Origin of the sequence: Nioella aestuarii (assembly GCF_050896395.1) — a bacterium.
In the GTDB taxonomy this organism is placed as follows: domain Bacteria; phylum Pseudomonadota; class Alphaproteobacteria; order Rhodobacterales; family Rhodobacteraceae; genus Nioella; species Nioella aestuarii.
Genome location: NZ_JBPBBA010000017.1, coordinates 55,713 through 74,679 on the forward strand (window position 1 = coordinate 55,713; position 18,967 = coordinate 74,679).

The following is an 18,967-nucleotide window of genomic DNA, read 5'->3' on the forward strand; positions in this document are numbered from 1 at the left end:
AGGAACACGAAAACGGCGGCCTGGGATGCCCGGGCCGCCGCTTCCTATTCTTATAGATGATCAGGCTACATCTGGCTTGGCAGCCAAAGCACGATCCATGGGAAAGCAACCAGAAGTGCGATCGTGATTGCGTCGGCGATGAAGAAGGGCGTCACCCCCTTGAACACGTCCTGCACGCTGAGGTCATCCCGCACGCCCGCCACCACAAAGCAGTTGAGTCCGATGGGGGGCGTGATCAGGCAGAACTCTGCCATCTTCACAACGAGGATGCCGAACCAGACCGCGCACATTGTGCCCGACATGCCGAAGGTGCTTGCCTCTGCTGTCACGTTCATCCCGCCATTCAGCGCCATCACCGCCGGGAACACAACGGGCAGGGTCAACAGCAGCATCCCGATCGCATCCATAAACATCCCCAGCACAGCGTAGGCCAGAAGGATGCAGATCAGGATCAGCATCGGAGACATATGCAGCGTCGTCAGCCAATCAGCGAAGGCGCCGGGCAGATCTGCGAAGCCAAGGAAGCGGACATAGATCAGCACGCCCCAGATGATCGTGAAGATCATGACCGAGAGCTTGGCGGTTTCCAGCAACGCCTCTTTCAGCTGCGGCCAGCGCATTCCCTTGTAGAGCGCCATGAGGAAGACGATGAACGCCCCGATCGCGCCGCCTTCCGTCGGCGTGCCCCAAGCGTCACCGCCAAACGGGTTGTAGACGAAGAAGATGATGATCACGACCACGGCGACGATCGGCAAGGCGGGCGGCAGGGACGCGAAACGTTCCTTCCAGGTAAAGCCGGTCACGGGCGGGCCGAAGTTCTTCATCGTCACGGCCATGCCGACGATCAACAGCGTATAGACCACCGCCGAGAACACACCGGGGATGAAGCCAGCCAACAACAGTCGGCCCACATCCTGTTCCACGATGATCGCGTAGATCACGAGGATGGCGGAGGGCGGAATCAGAGAGGCCAGTGTACCTGCCGCTGCGACGACACCCGCCGCAAAGCGCTTGTCATAGCCGATAGCCAGCATTTCCGGGATCGCGATACGGGCGAAGACGGCGGATGTGGCGACCGATGCGCCTGACACGGCGGCAAAACCCGCCGTCGCGAAGACGGTTGACACGGCCAGCCCCCCCGGCACCCAGGCGAACCAACGCTTGGCGGCCTCGAAAAGCGCCTTGGTCAGTCCCGCGTGATAGGCAAGGTATCCGATCAGGATGAACGTGGGAATCAGGCTGAGCGCCTGGCTGGAGATCTTCGAATGGGGCACCTGCCCCGCCGTTTTCACCGCGACGGTCAGCGCCCAGATGAAATCCTCCGGGTCATAGCCCCGGCGGCTCCAGAAGATCCAGATCAGGCCGAAGAGCCCCGAAAGCCCGGCGGCGAAGGCCACGCGCATACCGAGGATGACAAGCACCAGCATACCGCCCGAAACGATGAGGCCAATTTGAATGGGTTCCATGTCAGTGCACCTTAATCGTCGTCGCGGCCGGAAACCTGGGCGGCTTCCATGGCGGCTTGGGTGGCGGTATCGGCATGAAGCGGCACGCCAACGGGTTGATCGTCGCCCCGGATCAGTGCCCGGCCATAGACGAAGACCTGCAACGCAAGGCGCAGGCAAATGACGAAGAAAGCCACCGGCACCACCAGTTTGGCAGGCCAGAGCGGCAGTCGGATATCCATCGAGCTGTCACGGCTCCACCACGGTTCGTTGAAGTCGAAGCTGCGCTGGAAATGCGCCCAGGATCCCCAAACAAGCAGCACCATCAGGATCAGGATTGCCAATGTGGTCACGAACTCTGCCGCCCACATGGGGCGTCCGCGCAGGTTGCCGACCAGCAGGTCCATGCGGATATGGCCGCCTTCGCGTTGCGTATAGGCGATACCCATGATCGCAATCAGCGGCATGGCCTGTTCGATCCAGTCCACATAGCCGGGGATCGGCTGCGAAAAGAAGTTGCGTCCGCCGACCGAGATCACGGCGAGGATCATCAGCGAAAACACCGCCAGCCCGCTGACCAGCGCCATCTTGCGTTCCAGCCACAGCAGGGATTGGTCTAGTCTACTGACGAGGCTGTCATCCGACAGCACGAGGGAAGCTCCGGCCATTTATGGCTCTCCTTGAATGGATGTTCCCGAAAGAAAAACCCGCCCGAAGGATGTTCGGGCGGGATCGTCAGACACCGGGGCTCAGTTGCCCTCGGCGATCAGGCCGGTGACGAAATCGTAGAGCTCCTGTGCGGGCAGGCCGCGGGCGGTGTTCTCTTCGATCCATGCAGCGGCGGCGGGGGCTGCGGCAGCCTCGCGGAAGGCTGCGAGTTCGGCTTCACCAAAGGTGATCTGCTCGATCCCGCGTTCTTCCAGCGCCGGGCCCCAAGCGGCCATGGTCTGATCGTTGTAGTAGTCGAGATAGTGCTGAAGCGCATCGTCAACCGCGCCCATCAGAATCTCGCGCTCGGCGTCGGTCAGGGCGTCCATCGCATCGGTGTTCACGACAACCGGGCAGTTCACGGTGCCGGGGTTCAGGTTGGTGGTCCACCACTCAGCGTTTTCGATAGTGCCGAAGGACATATGCGCATGAGGTGCGAAGCTGACAGCCTGCACAACGCCGCTATCCATTGCCTGACGCACTTCCGTCGCGGTCATCGAGGTTGGCACAGCACCGATCGCGGACATGGCCGCACCGATACCGCCGGTTGCCCGCACGGCCATGCCGGCGAAATCCTCAACCGACGAAGGCGCATCGCCACGGCCAACAAAGTTATACTGTGGCAGCGGCGATGGCATCAGCAGCATCGCATTCCAGCGGGCCAGGTCGGCCACAACGGCGGGGTGCTGGTAGAGCGCCATAGAGACCTCGGCCTCCTGCTCAAGCGAACCCATGCCAAGGAACGGCAGTTCCAGGACGGTGATCGAAGGGTTCTTGTCGGCGTGGTAGCCAGCGCAGAACTGGGCCATTTCGAAGGCACCGATGGAGATACCGTCAAGATTCTCACGGTTGCCGGAGAGGCCGCCATAGGAAATGTTCATGGTGAATTCGCCGCCAGAGCGTTCGGCGACCAGTTCCGCCAGCCGTTCAACATGCTCAGTGAAGGCGCGGCGCGCACCCCAGACCGACACGTTCCATTCGGTGGCCAATGCCTCGGCTGCGAAGCTAACGGTAACTGCGGCCACTGCGGTGGCCGTGAGTGTCTTTTTCATGGTTTCCTCCCAATTGATCACACATTTCGTGGATGGGGGGAGTATGCCGAGCCATGCGCCTCTGCCTATGAAGGAAATTGCATGGGGGATGGATCGGGCCCTGCGGATTTCCGCAAGGTGCAACTCAGTTGCCGTGCAGCCGACGAAAGAGGACCCAGACCAGACCAGCCCCGACAAGTGCGGCAAAACCGGTGATCATGATCATGTAAGGGATCGAGATCATCCAAAGCGCGATGATCATGTAGACGGCTTCGGCGGCACCTCCGGGCCCGTCGTAAAGAAGCATAGCCAACATGAACCACCCATGCGCCAGCACCAGCCCGGCATAGGCCCCCAAGCCCATGTAAATGCCGAGTCGAAATGCGCCGGGATCGGCTGAAGCCATCTTGCGAATGCGGTTGCGGGTGATGATGGCGACAACGAAGAATGCCGGTTGCGCCCAGATGGCGAGCGGGACCAGCAGCTCGATCCCGCGCGCCAGCGATACCACTTCTACGCCCCGCGCCTGAAGGGAGGCGCGGGCATAAAGCCCATAGAGCGGCAGAAGGGCGGGGCCGGACAGCCACGTGACATGGAACAGAAGGCCCATCAGAAGGCGATGTCGAGCATGGATCTGCGGTGTCTGCGTCATGGGCCGATCAGACAGGAATTCCTGCCGGATATCTTTGACGTCGGTCAATGTCGCGGGGGTCAGCTTTCAGGCAGCCTCGCACGCGCAATGGCGGAAAGGACCAGTGTGCCATGCATCAGAGCTGCATCGTTGAAATCGTAGTCCGGCGCGTGCAGGGGGGCGGAGCTTTCGCCATTTCCGATGAAGGCGAAACAACCGGGAACATGGGTCAGGAAGCGGGCGAAATCCTCTGATCCGGTCATGGGCTCCGGGCGGATGGCCGTGGTTGTCGAAACAGCGGCAGCGGCCTGCATCATCGCTTCGGCCAGTTCCGGGTCATTGATCGTGGGGACGAATTCACGGTCATATCTGACCTGCGCCTCAACCCCGTATTGGGTGGCGATCCCTGCCGCGATCCGGCGCATTTCCGATTCAATCGTGGACGAGACATCGGGGCTGAAGCTTCGGGCATCACCAAGGATCCGGGCGAGACCGGGCAGCGCGTTGCGGGTGCCGTCGGTGATCAGCTCGGTAACGGACACGACAGCAGTCTGCGTGGGCGCGATGCGGCGCGAGACGATGGTTTGCAGATCCATTACCAGCGCGCAGGCAGGCACCATGACCTCGCGCCCCCAATGGGGGCTGGAGGCGTGGCCGCCCTGGCCGCTGAGCGTGATCTCGAAGATGTCTTCGGCCGACATGATCGCGCCGGGGCGAGTCTCAAAGTGACCCACTGGCAGGCCGGGCATATTGTGCAACCCAAAGATCTCGTCGAAGGGGAAGCGTTCCATAAGCCCGTCATTCAGCATCGACAGCGCGCCCTGCCCCCATTCCTCCGCCGGTTGGAACAGGAACCGAATGGTGCCGTCGAAACCGCCCTCCTCAGCGAGAAGTTTCGCGGCCCCGAGCAGCATCGAGGTATGCCCGTCATGACCGCAGGCATGCATGGTCCCGGGGGTTTGCGAGGCATATTCGGCCCCGGTGGCTTCCGTGATCCGCAGCGCATCCATATCGGCGCGCAGTGCAATCGCCCGGTTCGAGGTGCCGCGTTTCAGGGTGCCCACGACGCCGGTGCCGCCGATGCCTTCTGCAACCTCCAACCCGAAGCTGCGCAGGGTTTCAGCGACGAAAGCGGCCGTGCGCGTTTCCTCGAACCCGAATTCTGGGTGGCGGTGCAGGTCGTGCCGCCATTCGGTCATCTGCCGAGTGAGATCTTTCATCGGCGCTCTCCTTTGCGGGGGACCAGACTAAAGCAGCGCGTCCTTGTCCAGCCCGAGCTTGACGATCTTTTCATTGAGCGTCCGGCGCCCGATGCCAAGCGCCTCGGCCACCGCGTCCATGCGTCCCCCATGGGCCTTGATGGCCTTGCCGATCAGTTCACGCTCAAAAACGGCGACAGCCTCTCGCAGGGTGTCGGGCACGTCCTCCATCGCCTGATCCGACCGGATCGCCTCGGCCACCGACCCGCGCCCACGACGGGCGGCGAGCACCCGGCGTTCAGCGGCGTTGCGCAGCTCTCGCACATTGCCGGGCCAGTCATGGGCCAGAAGCGCCGCCATGTCATCATGGGTCAGATCGGGTACGGCGACCTCGTAAACGCGGGCATATTGGGTCAGGAAATGGGTGAAGAGCAGGCTGATATCGTCGCGACGTGTGCGCAACGGCGGCAAGGGCAGCACCACGGTGTTGAGACGGTAGAGAAGGTCCTGGCGCAAACGCCCCGTCGCCACGGCCTGATCGGCATCCTCGTTGGTGGCAGAGATCACCCGAAGGTCGAGCTTCACAGGGCTCGACGCGCCGATTGGGGTCAGTTCCTTTTCCTCGATCACACGGAGCAGTTTGGCCTGAACGGGCAATGGACAGGCGGCGATTTCATCGAGAAAAAGCGTGCCGCCATTTGCCGTCACGAGACGGCCGGTGGCCTCTCCCTTCACGCCGAACATCTCGGCCTCGAACGTCGTCTCGGCAATAGCTGCACAATTGAGCGCCAGAAATGGTGCATCGGCACGCGTGCCAAGATCATGCAAGGCGCGGGCCACGACCTCTTTTCCGGTGCCGGTTTCCCCCTGCAACAGCACCGGCGCGGGCGCATCGGCAAGGTCCAGAACATCCTGCCGGACGCGGGAGATGTCGCCGGTTCCACCAAGCAGAACACGGTCGAGGCCCGAGAGCCGCGCCAGCCGTTCCTTGAGCCGCGCGGTGCCCTTGGCCATGCGATGCTGTTCAGCTGCATGGCGCAGGATGGATAGAAGGCGGCGCGGGTCGTAGGGCTTTTCGACGAAGCTGTAGGCCCCGTTCTGGATCGCCTGCACCGCCATCGGAATATCACCATGGGCGGAGATCAGCACCATGGGCGGCGCGGTGGCGCGGTCGAGGCTGTCCAGCAGCTCCAGCCCGGACATACCGGGCATCCGCACATCCGAAAGGATCACGTCGGGCATCAAGTTTGGCAGCAGCTCGGCCACCTGCGTGGCACGCGGCAGCGCCTCGGTCCGCCAACCAGCTGCTTCCAGCAGATCGACAAGAGAGGCTCGCATGGATTTGTCATCATCTACGATGAGAACAGACAGCGCGGTGTCGGGGCTGCTCATTCGGCGGCTTCTTCTGCGGTTTCGGCAAGTGGGATTTCGACACGGAACACTGCACCGCCATCGTCGCGGTTGCGGGCGGTCATGGCGCCGTGATGTTCCTTGACGATCCCTGCAGAGATGGCGAGGCCAAGCCCCATGCCCTGCCCGGATTCCCGGCTGGTGACAAAGGGTTCCTGCAACTCCGGCAGGCTGGACTGGCCCAATCCATGGCCCCGGTCCGCCACCTCGAACCAGGCGATGCCAGCATCTGCCCCGACACGCACGGTCAGATCGCGGCAGGCGCTGTCCTCCATGGCGTCGATGGCGTTGCGCAGGAGGTTCACCATCACCTGTTCTATACGCAGTGCGTTGCCTTGGACCACAACGGGATCGCCTGCTATTTCTTCTATAAGAATAACGTGATGCACCTCGATATTGGGTGCAACCAGTTTCAGCGCCTCACGCATTGCGTGGACCAGGTCGACAGGTTGCAGGGAATCCTCGCCGGGATTGGCGAAGAATTTAAGCTGGCGCGTAATGCCCTCCATGCGCTCGACCAGACCGGTCAATTGCGGGATTGCACGCGCACCCCCCCCGATTTCCGCCGCCGCAAGGTGGTTGCGCATGGCAGTGATGGGCTGGCCCAACTCATGCGTGACCGAGGCGGCGAGTTCACCAAGCGCCGCCAGCCGGCTGGCACGCGCCAGTTCATCGCGGGTGCGCGACAGGCGGCGTTCGGCTGCGCGGCGATCTTCGATCTCAACCGCCAGCAGGTCATAGGCACGGCGCAGTTCGGCCTCTTCTGCCTCTAGCGCGGTCAGGGCGGCCTGGGTCTGGGCATTGCGGCGCATCAGGAAGACCAGCGCCATGCCGCCGGCGATGACAACGGCCAGAACCGTCGCAAGCCAGCTGCGCGTTGTCACAGGATCGGTGCTGGCGAAATAGTGCAGCTGCCAGCCATGCGGCAGGTCGGTGGTAGCCAGATGGATCACCTCCAACCCCGCAATCACCGCGCTGTCCCCCTCGCCCTCGCGCCAATCGAGCGGGTCGAGCGGCTGGCCGGAAAACTGGCGTGTCTGGGCAATCGAATCGCGCTGAGCGGCATCAAGGGGGGTCAGGGTGCGGTAACGCCAATCGGGGTTCGAAGCCAGCAGCACCACCCCGTCGGCATTGGTCAGCAGCACTTGTTCGCCGCCCTCGCGCCAGCTGTTTTCCAACCGGGTAAGGTCAATCTTGATGGCGATGACGCCCAGGGCCTCACCCAGATCGGACACCACGGAATCGGCGATAAAGTAGCCGGGCAAACCCGTGGTGGCGCCAATGCCGTAGAACCGGCCCTGCCCGCCCTCAATCGCTTCCTGAAAATAGGGCCGGAAAGAATAGTTCTGGCCAACGAAGCTGGTGGCACTGCCCGCGTTGGAGGCAGAGATCGTCAGTCCCTCGAAATCCATCAGGTAGATCGCATCGAGCCCGGACTGGTTGGCGAAGCTTGCAAGTCGCCCGTCCAAAGGCGCGGTCGGACCGCCGCCTGCGGTTTCCATCACGAACGGGTCGCGGGCCAGCACGAAAGTGAGATGCGAGAACCGGTCAAGCTCTGCCACCACGGTCGAGCGGTAGAGCGAAAGGCGCCCCTCGGCCCGCGTCACCTCCTCAGAGCGGAAATAGCGGGACGACAGCACATAGGCCCCTGACGCGAAGGCCAGGAACAGCACTGAGAACAAGATGGTGCGGGTGACGTTCATGCCCCTCCCCGGCTGGTATCATCAAGGCACAGGCTTAGCCGATGCAGCGGGGATGTCAAAACGCCATCAACGCGGGGCTGGCAAGGGCAGGCAGCCGGGAAGGCCAGCGGGCAGCACCCAGGGTGCGCCAGCACTGTAGAGACGGCGGGCCATGTCGGGGCGTTCGCTGACCAGTGTCACCGTGAAGCTGCTTGCCGCAACGACCGACAAATCGGCAGGGAGGTTGGCGACAAACCCTGCGGGCGGGAACAGCACCACCGCCCCCGGCGCAGCATCGGAAAAGCGCATCACGAGGGTGAGGACAAGCAGCCAGCTGGCAAGCAGCAGGGGCAGCCCCATGGCCAGCCGCTTAATAATCATGGATATGCTCCAGCGTGACGCCGCGCGCATCGAGGCCCCGCAGCGTATCCGCCAAGTCTGTCACTGGGATCAGCAAGAGGTGGCGATAGTCGCCATAGCCTTGCCGGGCGAAGCTGTGCAGAGCCTCTGGCAATTCGGGTTCGGCAGAAGTCACCGTCAGCAGGATGTCGTCATTGCCCGCAATCTCCACGAAATCCACGCCCGACCCGGCCATCTGGGCCATCAGATAGGTCAGTTCCCGGTAGCGGGGGGTTTCCAGCTCCAGGCCTTCGGGGCGTTCGGCGATGATGTCCACCTCCGGCAAGGGCTCGGGCAGGTCGGTGACGATCATGCGCAGGCGCAATTCGTCAAAGCCCGTGCTGGCGACTGCTGCCGCGATGACCCGCGCATAGGCCGCCTTGGCACTGAATTCGAGGCCAAGCGCCAGCGCCCGTTCCCGGTCGCGCAGGCAATCGCCCGCAGTATCCCGCAGCGCCTGTGCGTCGGCGGCGAAGTCCCACCGATACCACGGCACCTGTTGCAGGAAACGCGCGTAACGGCCCGCCTGATCTGCGGAGAGTTCATCTAGCGGTGCCCGTTCCGTCCCGCGCAGCCACGTGAAAACGCGCCCCACGGTTTCCTCATAAGCGGCCTTCAGCAACAGTTCGGCGGTGAAGCTGACTCCGATCACGTGAACCATCTGCCGGGTTGGGCCGTCGACCCCGCCATGGGCGGCGGAGGCTTCCGTAAGGGCACAAAGCGACGACCAGTACCCAGTGATCGCCTGTAGAAAGTTGAAATCATGCGGGTCGCCGGTGCGGATGACCGCGGCGTAGTCATCATAGGCATGGACGATATGCCATTCCGGGTAGGTCATCAGTGTGCGGGATTCGGTGCGGTGATGCTCAGGCGGCAGAAGCGCAGTGTAGTCCGACGCCACCGCCTGCCCCCGGCACATGGTTTCTACGTAGACCACGGGCGACAGCAGACCCAGCACCACGACGACAAGCGTGATGATCAACCGTTTCAGCCAGCGCCACAGAAACCGCATCAGCCACGTCCCAGCCTCAGCCCCGACCAAAGCGCGAAGCCGCCAAGTGCCAGATGCGGCAGGTTGGCGAGGATACGGGGTAACGTGAAGGACATGCCAAGGGACTCGTTGGTGAAGATGCCAAGATCCAAATAGCCCCAACCGGTGAAGAAGCCGAAGATCCCGTCGCCCAGATAGGCCGCCCCAAATAGGATCAGAAAGGTCCGCGCGGCGCGAGACGAAATCAGACCCGATGCCAAGGCCCAAAGGGCGGAAACCACATGTAGGGAATCGTCGAAGATATCGAGCGCGAAGATCCCGAAGGCAAGCCCGTTTTCATCGGTGAGGCCGGGGATGTAGTTCAGCGACGCCGCAATCATCAGCGCCACGAAATAGCCGATACAGATCTTTTGCAGGATGTTCATAACGCCCCCAGATAGCTGTCCCAGAGATTGTTGCGGAAGATGAGACCCGGGTCGAGTTCCCGTTTCGCCGCCGCAAATTCCGGCGCGCGCGGGTAGGTGGCGACAAGCTGATCAACGGTCGGGTGGGGCCGGTAGGGAAGGTAGTAGCTCGCGCCGATGTCGATCATTCGGTCAATAAGCTCACGTGTCATACGGGCCATGTCGGCCTCGGCCCGAGGTGTCATTTCCTGGCTGAAGCTCATGACCGCGGCGATCCGGTTTACAGGCGCATAGGACAGCCAGCTCTCATCGTCGCGCGCCACGTGGCGCAGGGTGACGTTCAGGAATTCCTGATACGATCCGGGGATGACCTCTCGGCACACGGTCAGGAAATCGTCAAACCGGTCGGGGGCCACGAAGTACTCATGCAGGATATCGGTGCGCGTGGGGTTGCGGTCATCGAGCGTCTGCACGGGTTCGTTCATCAGGCTGTTGCGTGTCGCAGGCCCGTCGCCAAGAGCAGGGCCAACCACGGTCTCCGTCCACCAGCGCAGGCGTTTCATCGGCTCGTTCCCAAGTTGCCAGCGATAGATATAGCTGGCGAGATGGGACATGATGCCAGAGCCTTCGGCGGCGGGTAGGTCGGATTGGTCGGGATCAGGGCGGTAGCTGACCAAGAGCGCGTCCTCGAAGAACCGGTCACGATTCACGTTTAGGCGGCCATAGGCCATGGGCACCTCGCCCGAGCGGATTGCGCCATCGAACGCGGCAGGGAAATCGCCCGCAGGCATGGTCTCGAAACTGGGCAGGAGCCGCTGGTTCGGAACCATCTCGACCTCCATGTCTATGATCGCACCCACCAGCCCGTAACCGCCCATGGCCATGGTGAAGAGTTCGGCATTTTCCGTGCGCGAACAGGTCACCATATCGCCCGAGGGCAGCACTATGCGGAAGCTGCGGACGGTCGACCCCATCGGGCCCCAGGGCACCGGCCAGCCATGGGCATTGACGCAGAACGTGGCGGCAACGCCGAAATCGTGGTTCGACTGCATGACCTTGGGTGAGAACCCGATGGGATCGAGCGCCGCGATGATCTGCGACCAGCGGGCACCGGCATGGGTGTGGTAGGTGCCGTTGGCTGTGTCGGGCTCCACCATTCCATTGTCAAAGGTGATCGCATGGCCCTCTCGCGGGATGGCCTGCCCGCCCATGGAGTGTCGCGCCGCCCCGATATTGACCGGGCGACCGTCAGCAGATGCCTCACGGATCTCGGACCGGATCGCCGCAATCAGCGCCTCGCCCGGATCTTGTGACAAGGTAATGTGGCGATGGATGGGTGTGGCAGACAGGCCGCTTGCGTCATTCAGAATGCCGACGCCCGCAGGTGCCTGCGTCATCCCCGCTCCATTGAGCACCGGCAGGTGGCTGCCAAATTGGCGCGCTCCGTACCATCCGGCAACACCGCCTGCCCCAAGCAACAAGGCTCGTCTTGAAATAGTGCTCATGGCTGTCTTCCTTTTTGCAGTCATTCTGCGGCCCGGAAGCGCCGGGATGAAAAACAGATAGGAATCGCACAACTGATGCGCGAGTCAGGATATCCTGACCCGACCTTACCGCGTGACGCGGCAGAAGTTGAAACAATTCACTTGAACACTCTCCGACTGCAATAGACATTGCAGATCGTTCCACAGCATTGCGCGACCGGAGTGAGAGCAGGAGAGGCATCAATGGCGTCAGCCACGGCACCAGCGGATTACGAGGACCTGATCCGACTGATTCACGACCGCCACGGTCAGATGAGCAAGACATACCAGAAAATCTCGCTCTATCTGACGCAAAACCCCAATGACGTGGCCGTGTTGTCGGTTAATGCGATTGCCGAGCATTGCGGCATCCATGCCTCCAGCTTCGTGCGCTTCGCACAGTCGCTTGGCTATTCCGGTTTCAAAGAGCTTCAGGCGCTGTTCCAAAAGCGCCTTTCCACCGCCGCACCGGGGTTCGAAGCGCGTGTAAAAGCACTGGACGCTGAGCTTTCGGCCGCTTCGGATGGATCCGATGCCGGTTTCCTGAGGGATCTTGTGGTGCGAGACATTGCCTCGCTTCAGGATCTGGTGGCCGCCATCAACCCCGAGGATCTGACCGGTGCCGCGAAGCTTCTGGACGAAGCAGAGGTGATTTATATGGTGGGCCAGTTGCGGTCAGCACCGGTGGTGGAGCTCATGCGCTACATCCTGACGATGCTTGGGAAACGCTGTATCCTTCTGGACAGCGGCGGCGGGCTGGCCACCCATGTGGGGCGGACGATGCGCAACGGCGATGTGCTGTTCGCAGTGTCCTTCCGTTTCTACGCCAATGAGGTGGTCAATATCGTAGACGAGGCCGCCGCCGCCGGAATTCCGGTTGTTGCGGTTACGGACAGCACCCTGAGCCCGCTTGCCAAATCCGCTTCCGTCCTCTTCCCGGTGCCGGAGCATGACTACAGCTTCTCACGCTCGCTTGCTGCACCCATGTGCCTGGCACAGGCCCTGGCGCTTGCCGTCGCGGCGCGTGTGCAGAAAGACGACTCCGATCCTCGTATTCCGACGGTCACCGGATCCTGAGATACGCGTCAGGCCCCGCCGATACGCGTCGGGCGGCATATTCCGATGACAGCTATGGGGGGATGGTGGCGGTGCAGGGACTTGAACCCCGGACACGCGGATTATGATTCCGCTGCTCTAACCAACTGAGCTACACCGCCGAACGGGGGGCTAGGTATGACAGGCACGGAGTGGCGTCAAGACGGAAAATCGAGCTTTCTCGGCAATCGGGTCGGCGGGATCAACGAAAGCTACGCCGCCTCTTGCGATGACAGCAGGTTGGTCGCAATCTGAGCCCATGGATCACACAGAGACATTGACCCGCCTTGAACAGATCGTCGGCCCGGACAGGCTAGTGACCGGTGCTGATATGGCGCGATGGTCGACAGATTGGAGCGGCGAGGTCAGCTGGACCCCGCTGGCCGTGGCGCGGCCCGATACGGTCGAGGAAGTCGCGGCGATTTTGCGACTGGCCAATGACCAACAGGTGCCCGTGGTGCCCGTGTCTGGCAATACAGGCATGGCAGGCGGCACGCGCGCAGAGGGGGCTGTCATGATCTCTCTGGATCGGATGAGCCGGATCCGGGAGGTTCGTCCGGAGGCGCGGATCGCGGTAGCAGAAGCCGGGGTGATCCTGGCCAATCTGCATGAGGCGGTAGAGGCGCATGAGCTGATCTTCCCGCTTTTCTTCGGGGCCCGCGGCTCGGCCATGCTGGGGGGCGCCTTGTCGACCAATGCGGGCGGATCGAACGTGTTGCGCTATGGAAATGCCCGCGCGCTGTGCCTCGGCGTCGAGGTGGTGACGCCCACGGGTGAGGTGATGAACCTGATGAGCGCGCTGCACAAGGACAACTCCGGCTATGACCTGCGCGATCTGGTGATCGGGGCGGAGGGGACACTGGGGATAATAACAGCAGCGGTGGTGAAGCTTTTTCCCAAGCCCAGAGCCTATGCAACGGCCATGATTGCCACGGAAACAGTCAGCGATGCGGTGGCACTGCTATACGAACTGCAAGCGGAAACCGGCGGTGCGGTCGAGGCCTTTGAATACATGCCCGGCCCTTATATTGATGCGCATCTGACCCGCTTTCCCGATGCACGCCCGCCGTTCGACGCGCGCCACGAGGTGAATGTTCTGGTCGAGGTTGGAGCCGTCGCAGAGCGGGATGCCATTCCCAGACCGGACGGGGTGGTCCCGATCGCGGCCCACCTGGAGCGGGTGCTGGAGCGCGCCTTCGAGAAAGGTCAGGTGCAGGACGCGGTGGTCGCCCAGAACGAAGCACAACGCGGAGAGATGTGGGCCCGGCGCGAGGCGGCTGCGGAACTGGCGTTGCTGAAACTGCCCTTTGTGGACAATGACGTTGCCGTTCGCCCGGACCTGATGCAGGAGCTTCTGGAGCGGATCGAGATGCGGGCCAGGGCGCTGGACCCGGGGGTCGAGTTTCTCAACGTTGCACATCTGGGTGACGGCAATCTGCATTTTGCCGGCTGGCCTTCCTCGCCGGATCCGGCATTGATGAAGGCAATCAGCCGGGCGGTGGAGGAAGAGGTGATCGCACTTGGCGGTTCGTTCTCGGCAGAACACGGCGTGGGAGTGCTGAAGTCCGCGGCGATGGCCGCACATAAAGACCCGGTAGCCCTTGCGGTGATGGGGCGGATCAAGGCGGCGCTTGACCCCAACGGCATTCTGAACCCCGGCAAGGTCATTCCTTGATCGGGTGATGATCCGTCCTGCCCCCGTAGATATGCGGCTTCCCGCGGGTCTTTCACCAGGCTGAAAGGTGTGATCAGTTCTGACTGATCCAGTCAAAGAAGCGAGGCCCGGCCCGGTCACGAAGACGGGTGGCCATCTCTGATCCGGCCTTTGCCCCGTCAGCGGCGTTAACGATCACTTCATCTGTCAGCACCTCGGACCCGTCCGGGCGCAGGATCTCTCCACGCAGGCGCAGGTGGGTGCCGTCAAGCTCTGCCAACCCGGCAATGGGCGTCTCGCAGGAGCCATCAAGCCCGGCGAGGAAAGCGCGTTCGGCAGCCAGCCGCAGCCCGGTGTCCCGGTCATGAATCATCGCGAGCATGTCGGCAGCGCGGGCATCGCTGTCGCGCCGTTCGATCCCGATGGCGCCTTGCGCCACGGCGGGCAGCATATCCTCTGCCGCGATCGGTGCTTTGGCGACCTCGGCCATGCCAAGACGACGCAGCCCGGCCATGGCCAGGAACGTGGCATCGGCCACGCCATCGCCGAGCTTTTTCATACGGGTCTGCACATTGCCCCTGAATTCCACCACCGTCAGGTCGGGTCGGCGCGCGCGTAGCTGCGCCCGGCGGCGCAGCGATGACGACCCCACGACCGCGCCACGAGGCAGATCCGCAAGACTGGCATGAGTGAGTGAGACGAAGGCATCGCGCACGTCTTCACGCGGAAGGTAGCAGTCCAGAACCAGCCCGGCCGGTTGCGCGACCGGCATGTCCTTCATCGAATGCACCGCAATGTCGATGGCACCCGCCAGCATCGCCTCTTCGATTTCCTTGGTAAACAGGCCCTTGCCGCCCAGTTCCTTCAGCGGCTTGTCAGCCTCGATCAGCGCCCGGTTGTCGCCGGTCGTCTTGATCACCACGATCTCGAACGCCTCCTGTGGCAGGTCGAAGGCGGCGGCCAGCCGGTCGCGCGTTTCATGCGCCTGGGCCAGCGCCAGCGGAGAGCCGCGAGTGCCGATCTTGAGCGGTTGGTCGGGGGTGGGCAGAGTGTGATTCATACCAGCCTTCCTAGCCGCAGTTTGCCCCCGTGACAACGCGACCTGCTTGACACCGGGGGCCGCGCGTAAAAGGGTGCGCCGACTGTGACGGAGGCCGACGATGACCAAGACCTTGCTGCGCGCCCTAGCCGGTGAAACCCTGCCCACCCCGCCGATTTGGATGATGAGGCAAGCAGGACGCTATTTGCCGGAATATCGCGCCACACGGGCCGAGGCCGGGGATTTCCTGTCGCTATGCTACAACTCCGACCTTGCAGCCGAGGTCACGTTGCAACCGATCCGGCGCTATGGGTTCGATGCAGCCATCCTTTTTGCAGATATCCTGCTGCTGCCGCAGGCTTTGGGGGCGGACCTTTGGTTCGTTACCGGCGAGGGGCCGCGCCTGTCGACGATCACCGGGCCGGAAGGGATGCGCGCACTGAAGGGCAAGGACGATATCCACGATCACCTCGCGCCTGTCTACGAAACCGTGCGCATCCTGTCGCGGGAACTGCCCGCAGAGACGACGTTGATCGGCTTTGCAGGGGCCCCCTGGACGGTGGCCACCTATATGATCGCAGGGCGCGGTACGCCCGACCAGGGACCGGCACACGCCCTGCGCGAAGGCGACACCGAGACGTTCGAGGCGCTGATTGACCTGCTGACCACATCCACCATCGAATACCTGTCGATGCAGGTGCAGGCCGGGGCCGAGGTGGTGAAGCTCTTCGATTCATGGGCCGGATCGTTGAAGGGCGATGCCTTTGACAAATACGCGCTTACCCCCGCGAAACGGATCATATCAGAGCTAAAAGCGCGCCATCCCGGCTTGCCAATCATCGCCTTCCCTCGCGAAGCGGGCGACAAGTATGTCGGCTTTGCCAAAGCCGTTGGGGCCGATTGCCTTGCCATCGACAACTCGGTCTCTGCCGATTGGGCCGCGGAAACCCTGCAACCCGATAGCTGCATCCAGGGAAATCTTGCGCCGGGGCACATGGTGACGGGAGGTCAGGCGCTGATCGATGAAACCCGCCGCATCGTGCAGACGTTTCGGAACGGTCCTCATATCTTCAATCTCGGCCATGGCATTACGCCCGATGCTGATCCCGAAAACGTGCAGCTTATGATCGACACGGTCAGAAACGGTTAAGCGTCGCGTCCTCGGGTGGGGAGTACCGTGCCGGTCTGCCCTGCTGCATCGCTAACGATCACTTTCGTTTTTTCGCAGGCGGCTTTCGAGACGACGCAGGATAAGCGAAAGCGAAATGGTGATGGTCAGGTAGATGAGCGCCACCACGTTATAGGTTTCGAAGTAGCGGAAGTTGCCCGCCGCCGTGACCTTGCCCAGTTGCGTGATATCGAGAACCCCGAGGACAGAGACGAGCGAACTGTCCTTCACCATCGCCACGAAATCATTTCCAAGGGGCGGCAGGATCACCCGTATCGCTTGTGGAAAGACGATGTGGCGGAACCGCTGGCGGCGGTTGAGGCCAAGGGCTTCCGCAGCCTCGATCTGGCCCTTGTCGACCGATTGCAGCCCGGCCCGGAAAACCTCGGCCAGAAAGGCTGAATAGGCGATGGAGAGCGCCAGGATCGCGCGCCACAGAAGGCTGAAGTCACGGGTACGGATCGGGTCTAGGCCGATCTGACCGCTGATCCAGTTCCATCCCGCGACCATCGCCGGGGCCAGCACGAAGGCCACGTAGAGCAGCAGAACAAGGATCGGGATGCCGCGAATAACCTCTACATAGAACCGCGCGCATTGGCGCAGGATGAGCGATCGGGACAGGCTGGCCAGAGCCAAGCCAAGCCCGACCGATGCCGCCGTGAAGAAGGCCACCAAGGTGACGAAAACGGTTATCCAGATACCGCGCTGAAGGGTGGTCAGAACTTGCCGGTATTGATCATCAGCAAGCACCTGCCAGAAGGCAAACACCCCCAGCCCGGCCACGGCCAGCAACCACCAGGGGAAATCCTTGTCGTTTTGGGGGGAGGGGATCATGCCTGTGATGCGCCCCGGCCCAATGCGGACCGGGGCAGAAACGGCTTAGCCGCCGAAGCTGTAATCGACGAACCAACGCTGGTTCAGCTCGTCGAGCGTGCCATCCTCGCGCATGGACGCAATCGCCGCGTTCATCGGACCGACAAGATCCGACCCGCGTGGGAAGATGAAGCCGAAATCCTCGGTGCCGAGCGGATCGCCGATAATGGCCAGCCCTTCGGGGTTGGCACGGACATAGCCCTCGCCCGCCGTGGCGTCGGTCAGCACCATGTCGACATCCTCTGTCAGAAGGCCCTGCACAGCGGCGCCGAAGGTCTCGAATAGCTGGATACGCGGATTGGCCTCGTTCCCATCAAGCACCTCGTAGACCCCTACGTAAAAGGGCGTCGTGCCCGCCTGGCTGCCGATCAGGAAATCGTCATTTGCAGCGAAGCTTTCGGCATCAGAGAAGCGGGTTTCCCCGGCACGCACCAACATGCGCATCTGGCTGGTCATGTAGCTGTCGGAGAAATCGACCATCTCGGCCCGATCCTCGCGGATGGTGATGCCGGTCATTCCCATGTCGAACTGACCTTCCGAGACGGCGGCAATCATCGCGTCCCAGCTGATGGTTTCGTACACCACTTCGATATTCAGCCGCTCGGCGATGATCTCCATCGCATCATATTCCCACCCTGCGGGCTGGCCGGTGTTGGGATCGACAAATTGCAGCGGCGGATAGGCGTTTTCGGTGACGATCACCACTTCGCGGCCGTCGAGATTGGGCATGTGGCCATCGGCATGGGCGGATACGGGGACCAGCGTGGCAAAGGCCAGCGCGGCGGCAGCAAGGCGTTTCATTGGAAGGACTCCCTGTTTTGTTATGACGGGCAGTATGGCGCGGCCCCTGCAACACGCAAGGGTCAGCCGCTGCAGACCGGGCAGTTTTCATTTCGCGCCATCTTGATCAGCCGGGTTTCCGCATAGAGCGCGTCATAGATCAGCATCCGTCCGCGCAGCGGCTCACCCGCACCTGCAATCAGCTTAACAACCTCGCCCGCCATCATGGCGCCGATGACACCTGGCAGCGCGCCGATCACCCCGGTTTCCGAACAGGTGGCGGCCATGCCGGGCGCCGGGGCCTCGGGGAAGACGCAGGCCATGCAGGGCGCACCATGGGCAGGGTCATAGATTGTCACCTGCCCCTCCCAGGCCGAAATCGCGCCGGACACGACGGGCTTGCCTGAGGCCACGGCCGCGCGATTGATCAGGTCACGGATGGGCCAGGCGTCGGTGCCATCGACGATCAGGTCATACTCTGCGAACAGCTCCTCCGCGATCTCCACCGTCAGCTTGCGGTGATAGGGGCGCACATCGATGTGCGGATTCAGCGCCAGCATCCGTTCTCGGGCGGAAAACACCTTGGGCATTCCCTGCGACTGATCCGTATGAATGATCTGCCGTTGAAGGTTGCTCAGGTCCACCTCGTCATGGTCGATGACGCCAATCCGCCCCACGCCTGCCGCCGCAAGGTACATCAACAGGGGCGATCCCAAACCCCCGGCCCCCACCACCAGCACCTTGGCCTGCTTGAGCTTCTTCTGCCCTGGTCCACCCACTTCGCGCAGGGTGATGTGGCGGGCATAGCGTTCCAGTTCTTCCGCCGAAAACGTGCCCGCAGGTTTCGGAGCCTCCGCCTCGCGCGCGCCCTCAACGGACTCGGCCCGCACGCGCAGCCGCCGCAGCCCCTCGCGATAGGCCAGCACCAGCGCCAC

Annotated in this window: 18 protein-coding genes and 1 tRNA gene; 3 read left to right on the top strand and 16 right to left on the bottom strand. The window is 62.6% G+C overall.

Going from position 1 to position 18,967, the window contains the following annotated elements; all coding sequences use genetic code 11:
• Window positions 1-65: 65 nt before the first annotated feature.
• The 11 genes from ACROHD_RS11380 to ACROHD_RS11430 form a co-directional block, all read right to left on the bottom strand.
• Window positions 66-1,466 carry a TRAP transporter large permease gene (locus tag ACROHD_RS11380; protein ID WP_432677942.1) on the bottom strand — a complete coding sequence of 467 codons (1,401 nt, stop codon included), beginning with the start codon at window positions 1,464-1,466 and terminating at the stop codon, window positions 66-68.
• Between the two features lie 11 nt (window positions 1,467-1,477).
• On the bottom strand, window positions 1,478-2,113 hold the full coding sequence (locus tag ACROHD_RS11385; protein WP_432677943.1) for a TRAP transporter small permease subunit: 636 nt from the start codon (window positions 2,111-2,113) through the stop codon (window positions 1,478-1,480).
• Between the two features lie 81 nt (window positions 2,114-2,194).
• Window positions 2,195-3,205, bottom strand: coding sequence for a TRAP transporter substrate-binding protein DctP (gene dctP, locus ACROHD_RS11390; RefSeq protein WP_432677944.1), 1,011 nt, complete (start codon window positions 3,203-3,205; stop codon window positions 2,195-2,197).
• Between the two features lie 124 nt (window positions 3,206-3,329).
• A complete protein-coding gene (locus ACROHD_RS11395; protein ID WP_432677945.1) occupies window positions 3,330-3,884 on the bottom strand; it encodes a hypothetical protein in 555 nt (184 codons plus the stop codon).
• A gap of 11 nt (window positions 3,885-3,895) precedes the next feature.
• Window positions 3,896-5,035 (bottom strand): amidohydrolase, encoded by a 1,140-nt coding sequence (locus ACROHD_RS11400; protein ID WP_432677947.1) that lies wholly within the window; start codon window positions 5,033-5,035, stop codon window positions 3,896-3,898.
• A 27-nt stretch (window positions 5,036-5,062) separates the two neighbouring features.
• Window positions 5,063-6,406, bottom strand: a complete 1,344-nt coding sequence (locus ACROHD_RS11405; RefSeq protein ID WP_432677948.1) for a sigma-54-dependent transcriptional regulator — start codon at window positions 6,404-6,406, stop codon at window positions 5,063-5,065.
• A complete protein-coding gene (locus tag ACROHD_RS11410) occupies window positions 6,403-8,127 on the bottom strand; it encodes a sensor histidine kinase (RefSeq protein ID WP_432677949.1) in 1,725 nt (574 codons plus the stop codon). The genes ACROHD_RS11405 and ACROHD_RS11410 overlap by 4 nt, the downstream gene beginning before the upstream one ends.
• Window positions 8,128-8,193: 66 nt before the next feature.
• Window positions 8,194-8,487: a hypothetical protein gene (locus ACROHD_RS11415; RefSeq protein ID WP_432677950.1), complete on the bottom strand. Its 294-nt coding sequence runs from the start codon at window positions 8,485-8,487 to the stop codon at window positions 8,194-8,196.
• On the bottom strand, window positions 8,477-9,517 hold the full coding sequence (locus tag ACROHD_RS11420) for a hypothetical protein (RefSeq protein WP_432677951.1): 1,041 nt from the start codon (window positions 9,515-9,517) through the stop codon (window positions 8,477-8,479). Before ACROHD_RS11420 ends, ACROHD_RS11415 begins: the two co-directional genes overlap by 11 nt.
• Entirely contained in the window at window positions 9,517-9,921 is a 405-nt protein-coding gene (locus tag ACROHD_RS11425; RefSeq protein ID WP_432677952.1) for a hypothetical protein, read from the bottom strand. The genes ACROHD_RS11420 and ACROHD_RS11425 overlap by 1 nt, the downstream gene beginning before the upstream one ends.
• Window positions 9,918-11,405, bottom strand: a complete 1,488-nt coding sequence (locus tag ACROHD_RS11430) for an FAD-binding protein (protein WP_432677953.1) — start codon at window positions 11,403-11,405, stop codon at window positions 9,918-9,920. The genes ACROHD_RS11425 and ACROHD_RS11430 overlap by 4 nt, the downstream gene beginning before the upstream one ends.
• 222 nt (window positions 11,406-11,627) lie before the next feature.
• Here ACROHD_RS11430 and ACROHD_RS11435 point away from each other — a divergent pair, with 222 nt between their 5' ends.
• The gene (locus tag ACROHD_RS11435) at window positions 11,628-12,500 is read left to right on the top strand and encodes a MurR/RpiR family transcriptional regulator (RefSeq protein WP_432677955.1); all 873 of its coding nucleotides are present in this window, start codon (window positions 11,628-11,630) and stop codon (window positions 12,498-12,500) included.
• A 63-nt stretch (window positions 12,501-12,563) separates the two neighbouring features.
• Here ACROHD_RS11435 and ACROHD_RS11440 read toward each other — a convergent pair.
• A tRNA-Met gene (locus tag ACROHD_RS11440) sits at window positions 12,564-12,640 on the bottom strand.
• 137 nt (window positions 12,641-12,777) lie between these two features.
• Here ACROHD_RS11440 and ACROHD_RS11445 point away from each other — a divergent pair.
• Window positions 12,778-14,193 (top strand): FAD-binding oxidoreductase, encoded by a 1,416-nt coding sequence (locus ACROHD_RS11445; RefSeq protein ID WP_432677956.1) that lies wholly within the window; start codon window positions 12,778-12,780, stop codon window positions 14,191-14,193.
• Between the two features lie 73 nt (window positions 14,194-14,266).
• Here ACROHD_RS11445 and hemC read toward each other — a convergent pair whose 3' ends face one another.
• Window positions 14,267-15,232: a hydroxymethylbilane synthase gene (gene hemC / locus ACROHD_RS11450; RefSeq protein WP_432677957.1), complete on the bottom strand. Its 966-nt coding sequence runs from the start codon at window positions 15,230-15,232 to the stop codon at window positions 14,267-14,269.
• Between the two features lie 100 nt (window positions 15,233-15,332).
• Here hemC and hemE point away from each other — a divergent pair, with 100 nt between their 5' ends.
• Complete coding sequence (hemE, locus tag ACROHD_RS11455) at window positions 15,333-16,361, top strand: uroporphyrinogen decarboxylase (protein ID WP_432677958.1); 1,029 nt, start codon at window positions 15,333-15,335, stop codon at window positions 16,359-16,361.
• A gap of 51 nt (window positions 16,362-16,412) precedes the next feature.
• Here hemE and ACROHD_RS11460 read toward each other — a convergent pair whose 3' ends face one another.
• The 3 genes from ACROHD_RS11460 to ACROHD_RS11470 form a co-directional block, all read right to left on the bottom strand.
• Window positions 16,413-17,213, bottom strand: coding sequence for an amino acid ABC transporter permease (locus tag ACROHD_RS11460; protein ID WP_432677959.1), 801 nt, complete (start codon window positions 17,211-17,213; stop codon window positions 16,413-16,415).
• A gap of 45 nt (window positions 17,214-17,258) precedes the next feature.
• Window positions 17,259-18,053, bottom strand: coding sequence for a substrate-binding periplasmic protein (locus tag ACROHD_RS11465; protein ID WP_432677960.1), 795 nt, complete (start codon window positions 18,051-18,053; stop codon window positions 17,259-17,261).
• 62 nt (window positions 18,054-18,115) lie between these two features.
• The coding region (locus ACROHD_RS11470) for a HesA/MoeB/ThiF family protein (RefSeq protein ID WP_432677961.1) at window positions 18,116-18,967 on the bottom strand (852 nt) is incomplete at its 5' end.

Excerpts from the sequence above, each read along its gene's own strand:
- ACROHD_RS11425 (WP_432677952.1), bottom strand. The coding sequence starts at position 9,921 with ATGAACATCCTGCAAAAGATCTGTATCGGCTATTTCGTGGCGCTGATG.
- ACROHD_RS11410 (WP_432677949.1), bottom strand. The coding sequence starts at position 8,127 with ATGAACGTCACCCGCACCATCTTGTTCTCAGTGCTGTTCCTGGCCTTC.
- hemE (WP_432677958.1), top strand. The coding sequence starts at position 15,333 with ATGACCAAGACCTTGCTGCGCGCCCTAGCCGGTGAAACCCTGCCCACC.
- ACROHD_RS11430 (WP_432677953.1), bottom strand. The coding sequence starts at position 11,405 with ATGAGCACTATTTCAAGACGAGCCTTGTTGCTTGGGGCAGGCGGTGTT.
- ACROHD_RS11400 (WP_432677947.1), bottom strand. The coding sequence starts at position 5,035 with ATGAAAGATCTCACTCGGCAGATGACCGAATGGCGGCACGACCTGCAC.
- ACROHD_RS11460 (WP_432677959.1), bottom strand. The coding sequence starts at position 17,213 with ATGATCCCCTCCCCCCAAAACGACAAGGATTTCCCCTGGTGGTTGCTG.
- ACROHD_RS11435 (WP_432677955.1), top strand. The coding sequence starts at position 11,628 with ATGGCGTCAGCCACGGCACCAGCGGATTACGAGGACCTGATCCGACTG.
- ACROHD_RS11385 (WP_432677943.1), bottom strand. The coding sequence starts at position 2,113 with ATGGCCGGAGCTTCCCTCGTGCTGTCGGATGACAGCCTCGTCAGTAGA.
- ACROHD_RS11465 (WP_432677960.1), bottom strand. The coding sequence starts at position 18,053 with ATGAAACGCCTTGCTGCCGCCGCGCTGGCCTTTGCCACGCTGGTCCCC.
- ACROHD_RS11405 (WP_432677948.1), bottom strand. The coding sequence starts at position 6,406 with ATGAGCAGCCCCGACACCGCGCTGTCTGTTCTCATCGTAGATGATGAC.
- ACROHD_RS11380 (WP_432677942.1), bottom strand. The coding sequence starts at position 1,466 with ATGGAACCCATTCAAATTGGCCTCATCGTTTCGGGCGGTATGCTGGTG.
- ACROHD_RS11415 (WP_432677950.1), bottom strand. The coding sequence starts at position 8,487 with ATGATTATTAAGCGGCTGGCCATGGGGCTGCCCCTGCTGCTTGCCAGC.
- ACROHD_RS11445 (WP_432677956.1), top strand. The coding sequence starts at position 12,778 with ATGGATCACACAGAGACATTGACCCGCCTTGAACAGATCGTCGGCCCG.
- dctP (WP_432677944.1), bottom strand. The coding sequence starts at position 3,205 with ATGAAAAAGACACTCACGGCCACCGCAGTGGCCGCAGTTACCGTTAGC.
- ACROHD_RS11420 (WP_432677951.1), bottom strand. The coding sequence starts at position 9,517 with ATGCGGTTTCTGTGGCGCTGGCTGAAACGGTTGATCATCACGCTTGTC.
- hemC (WP_432677957.1), bottom strand. The coding sequence starts at position 15,232 with ATGAATCACACTCTGCCCACCCCCGACCAACCGCTCAAGATCGGCACT.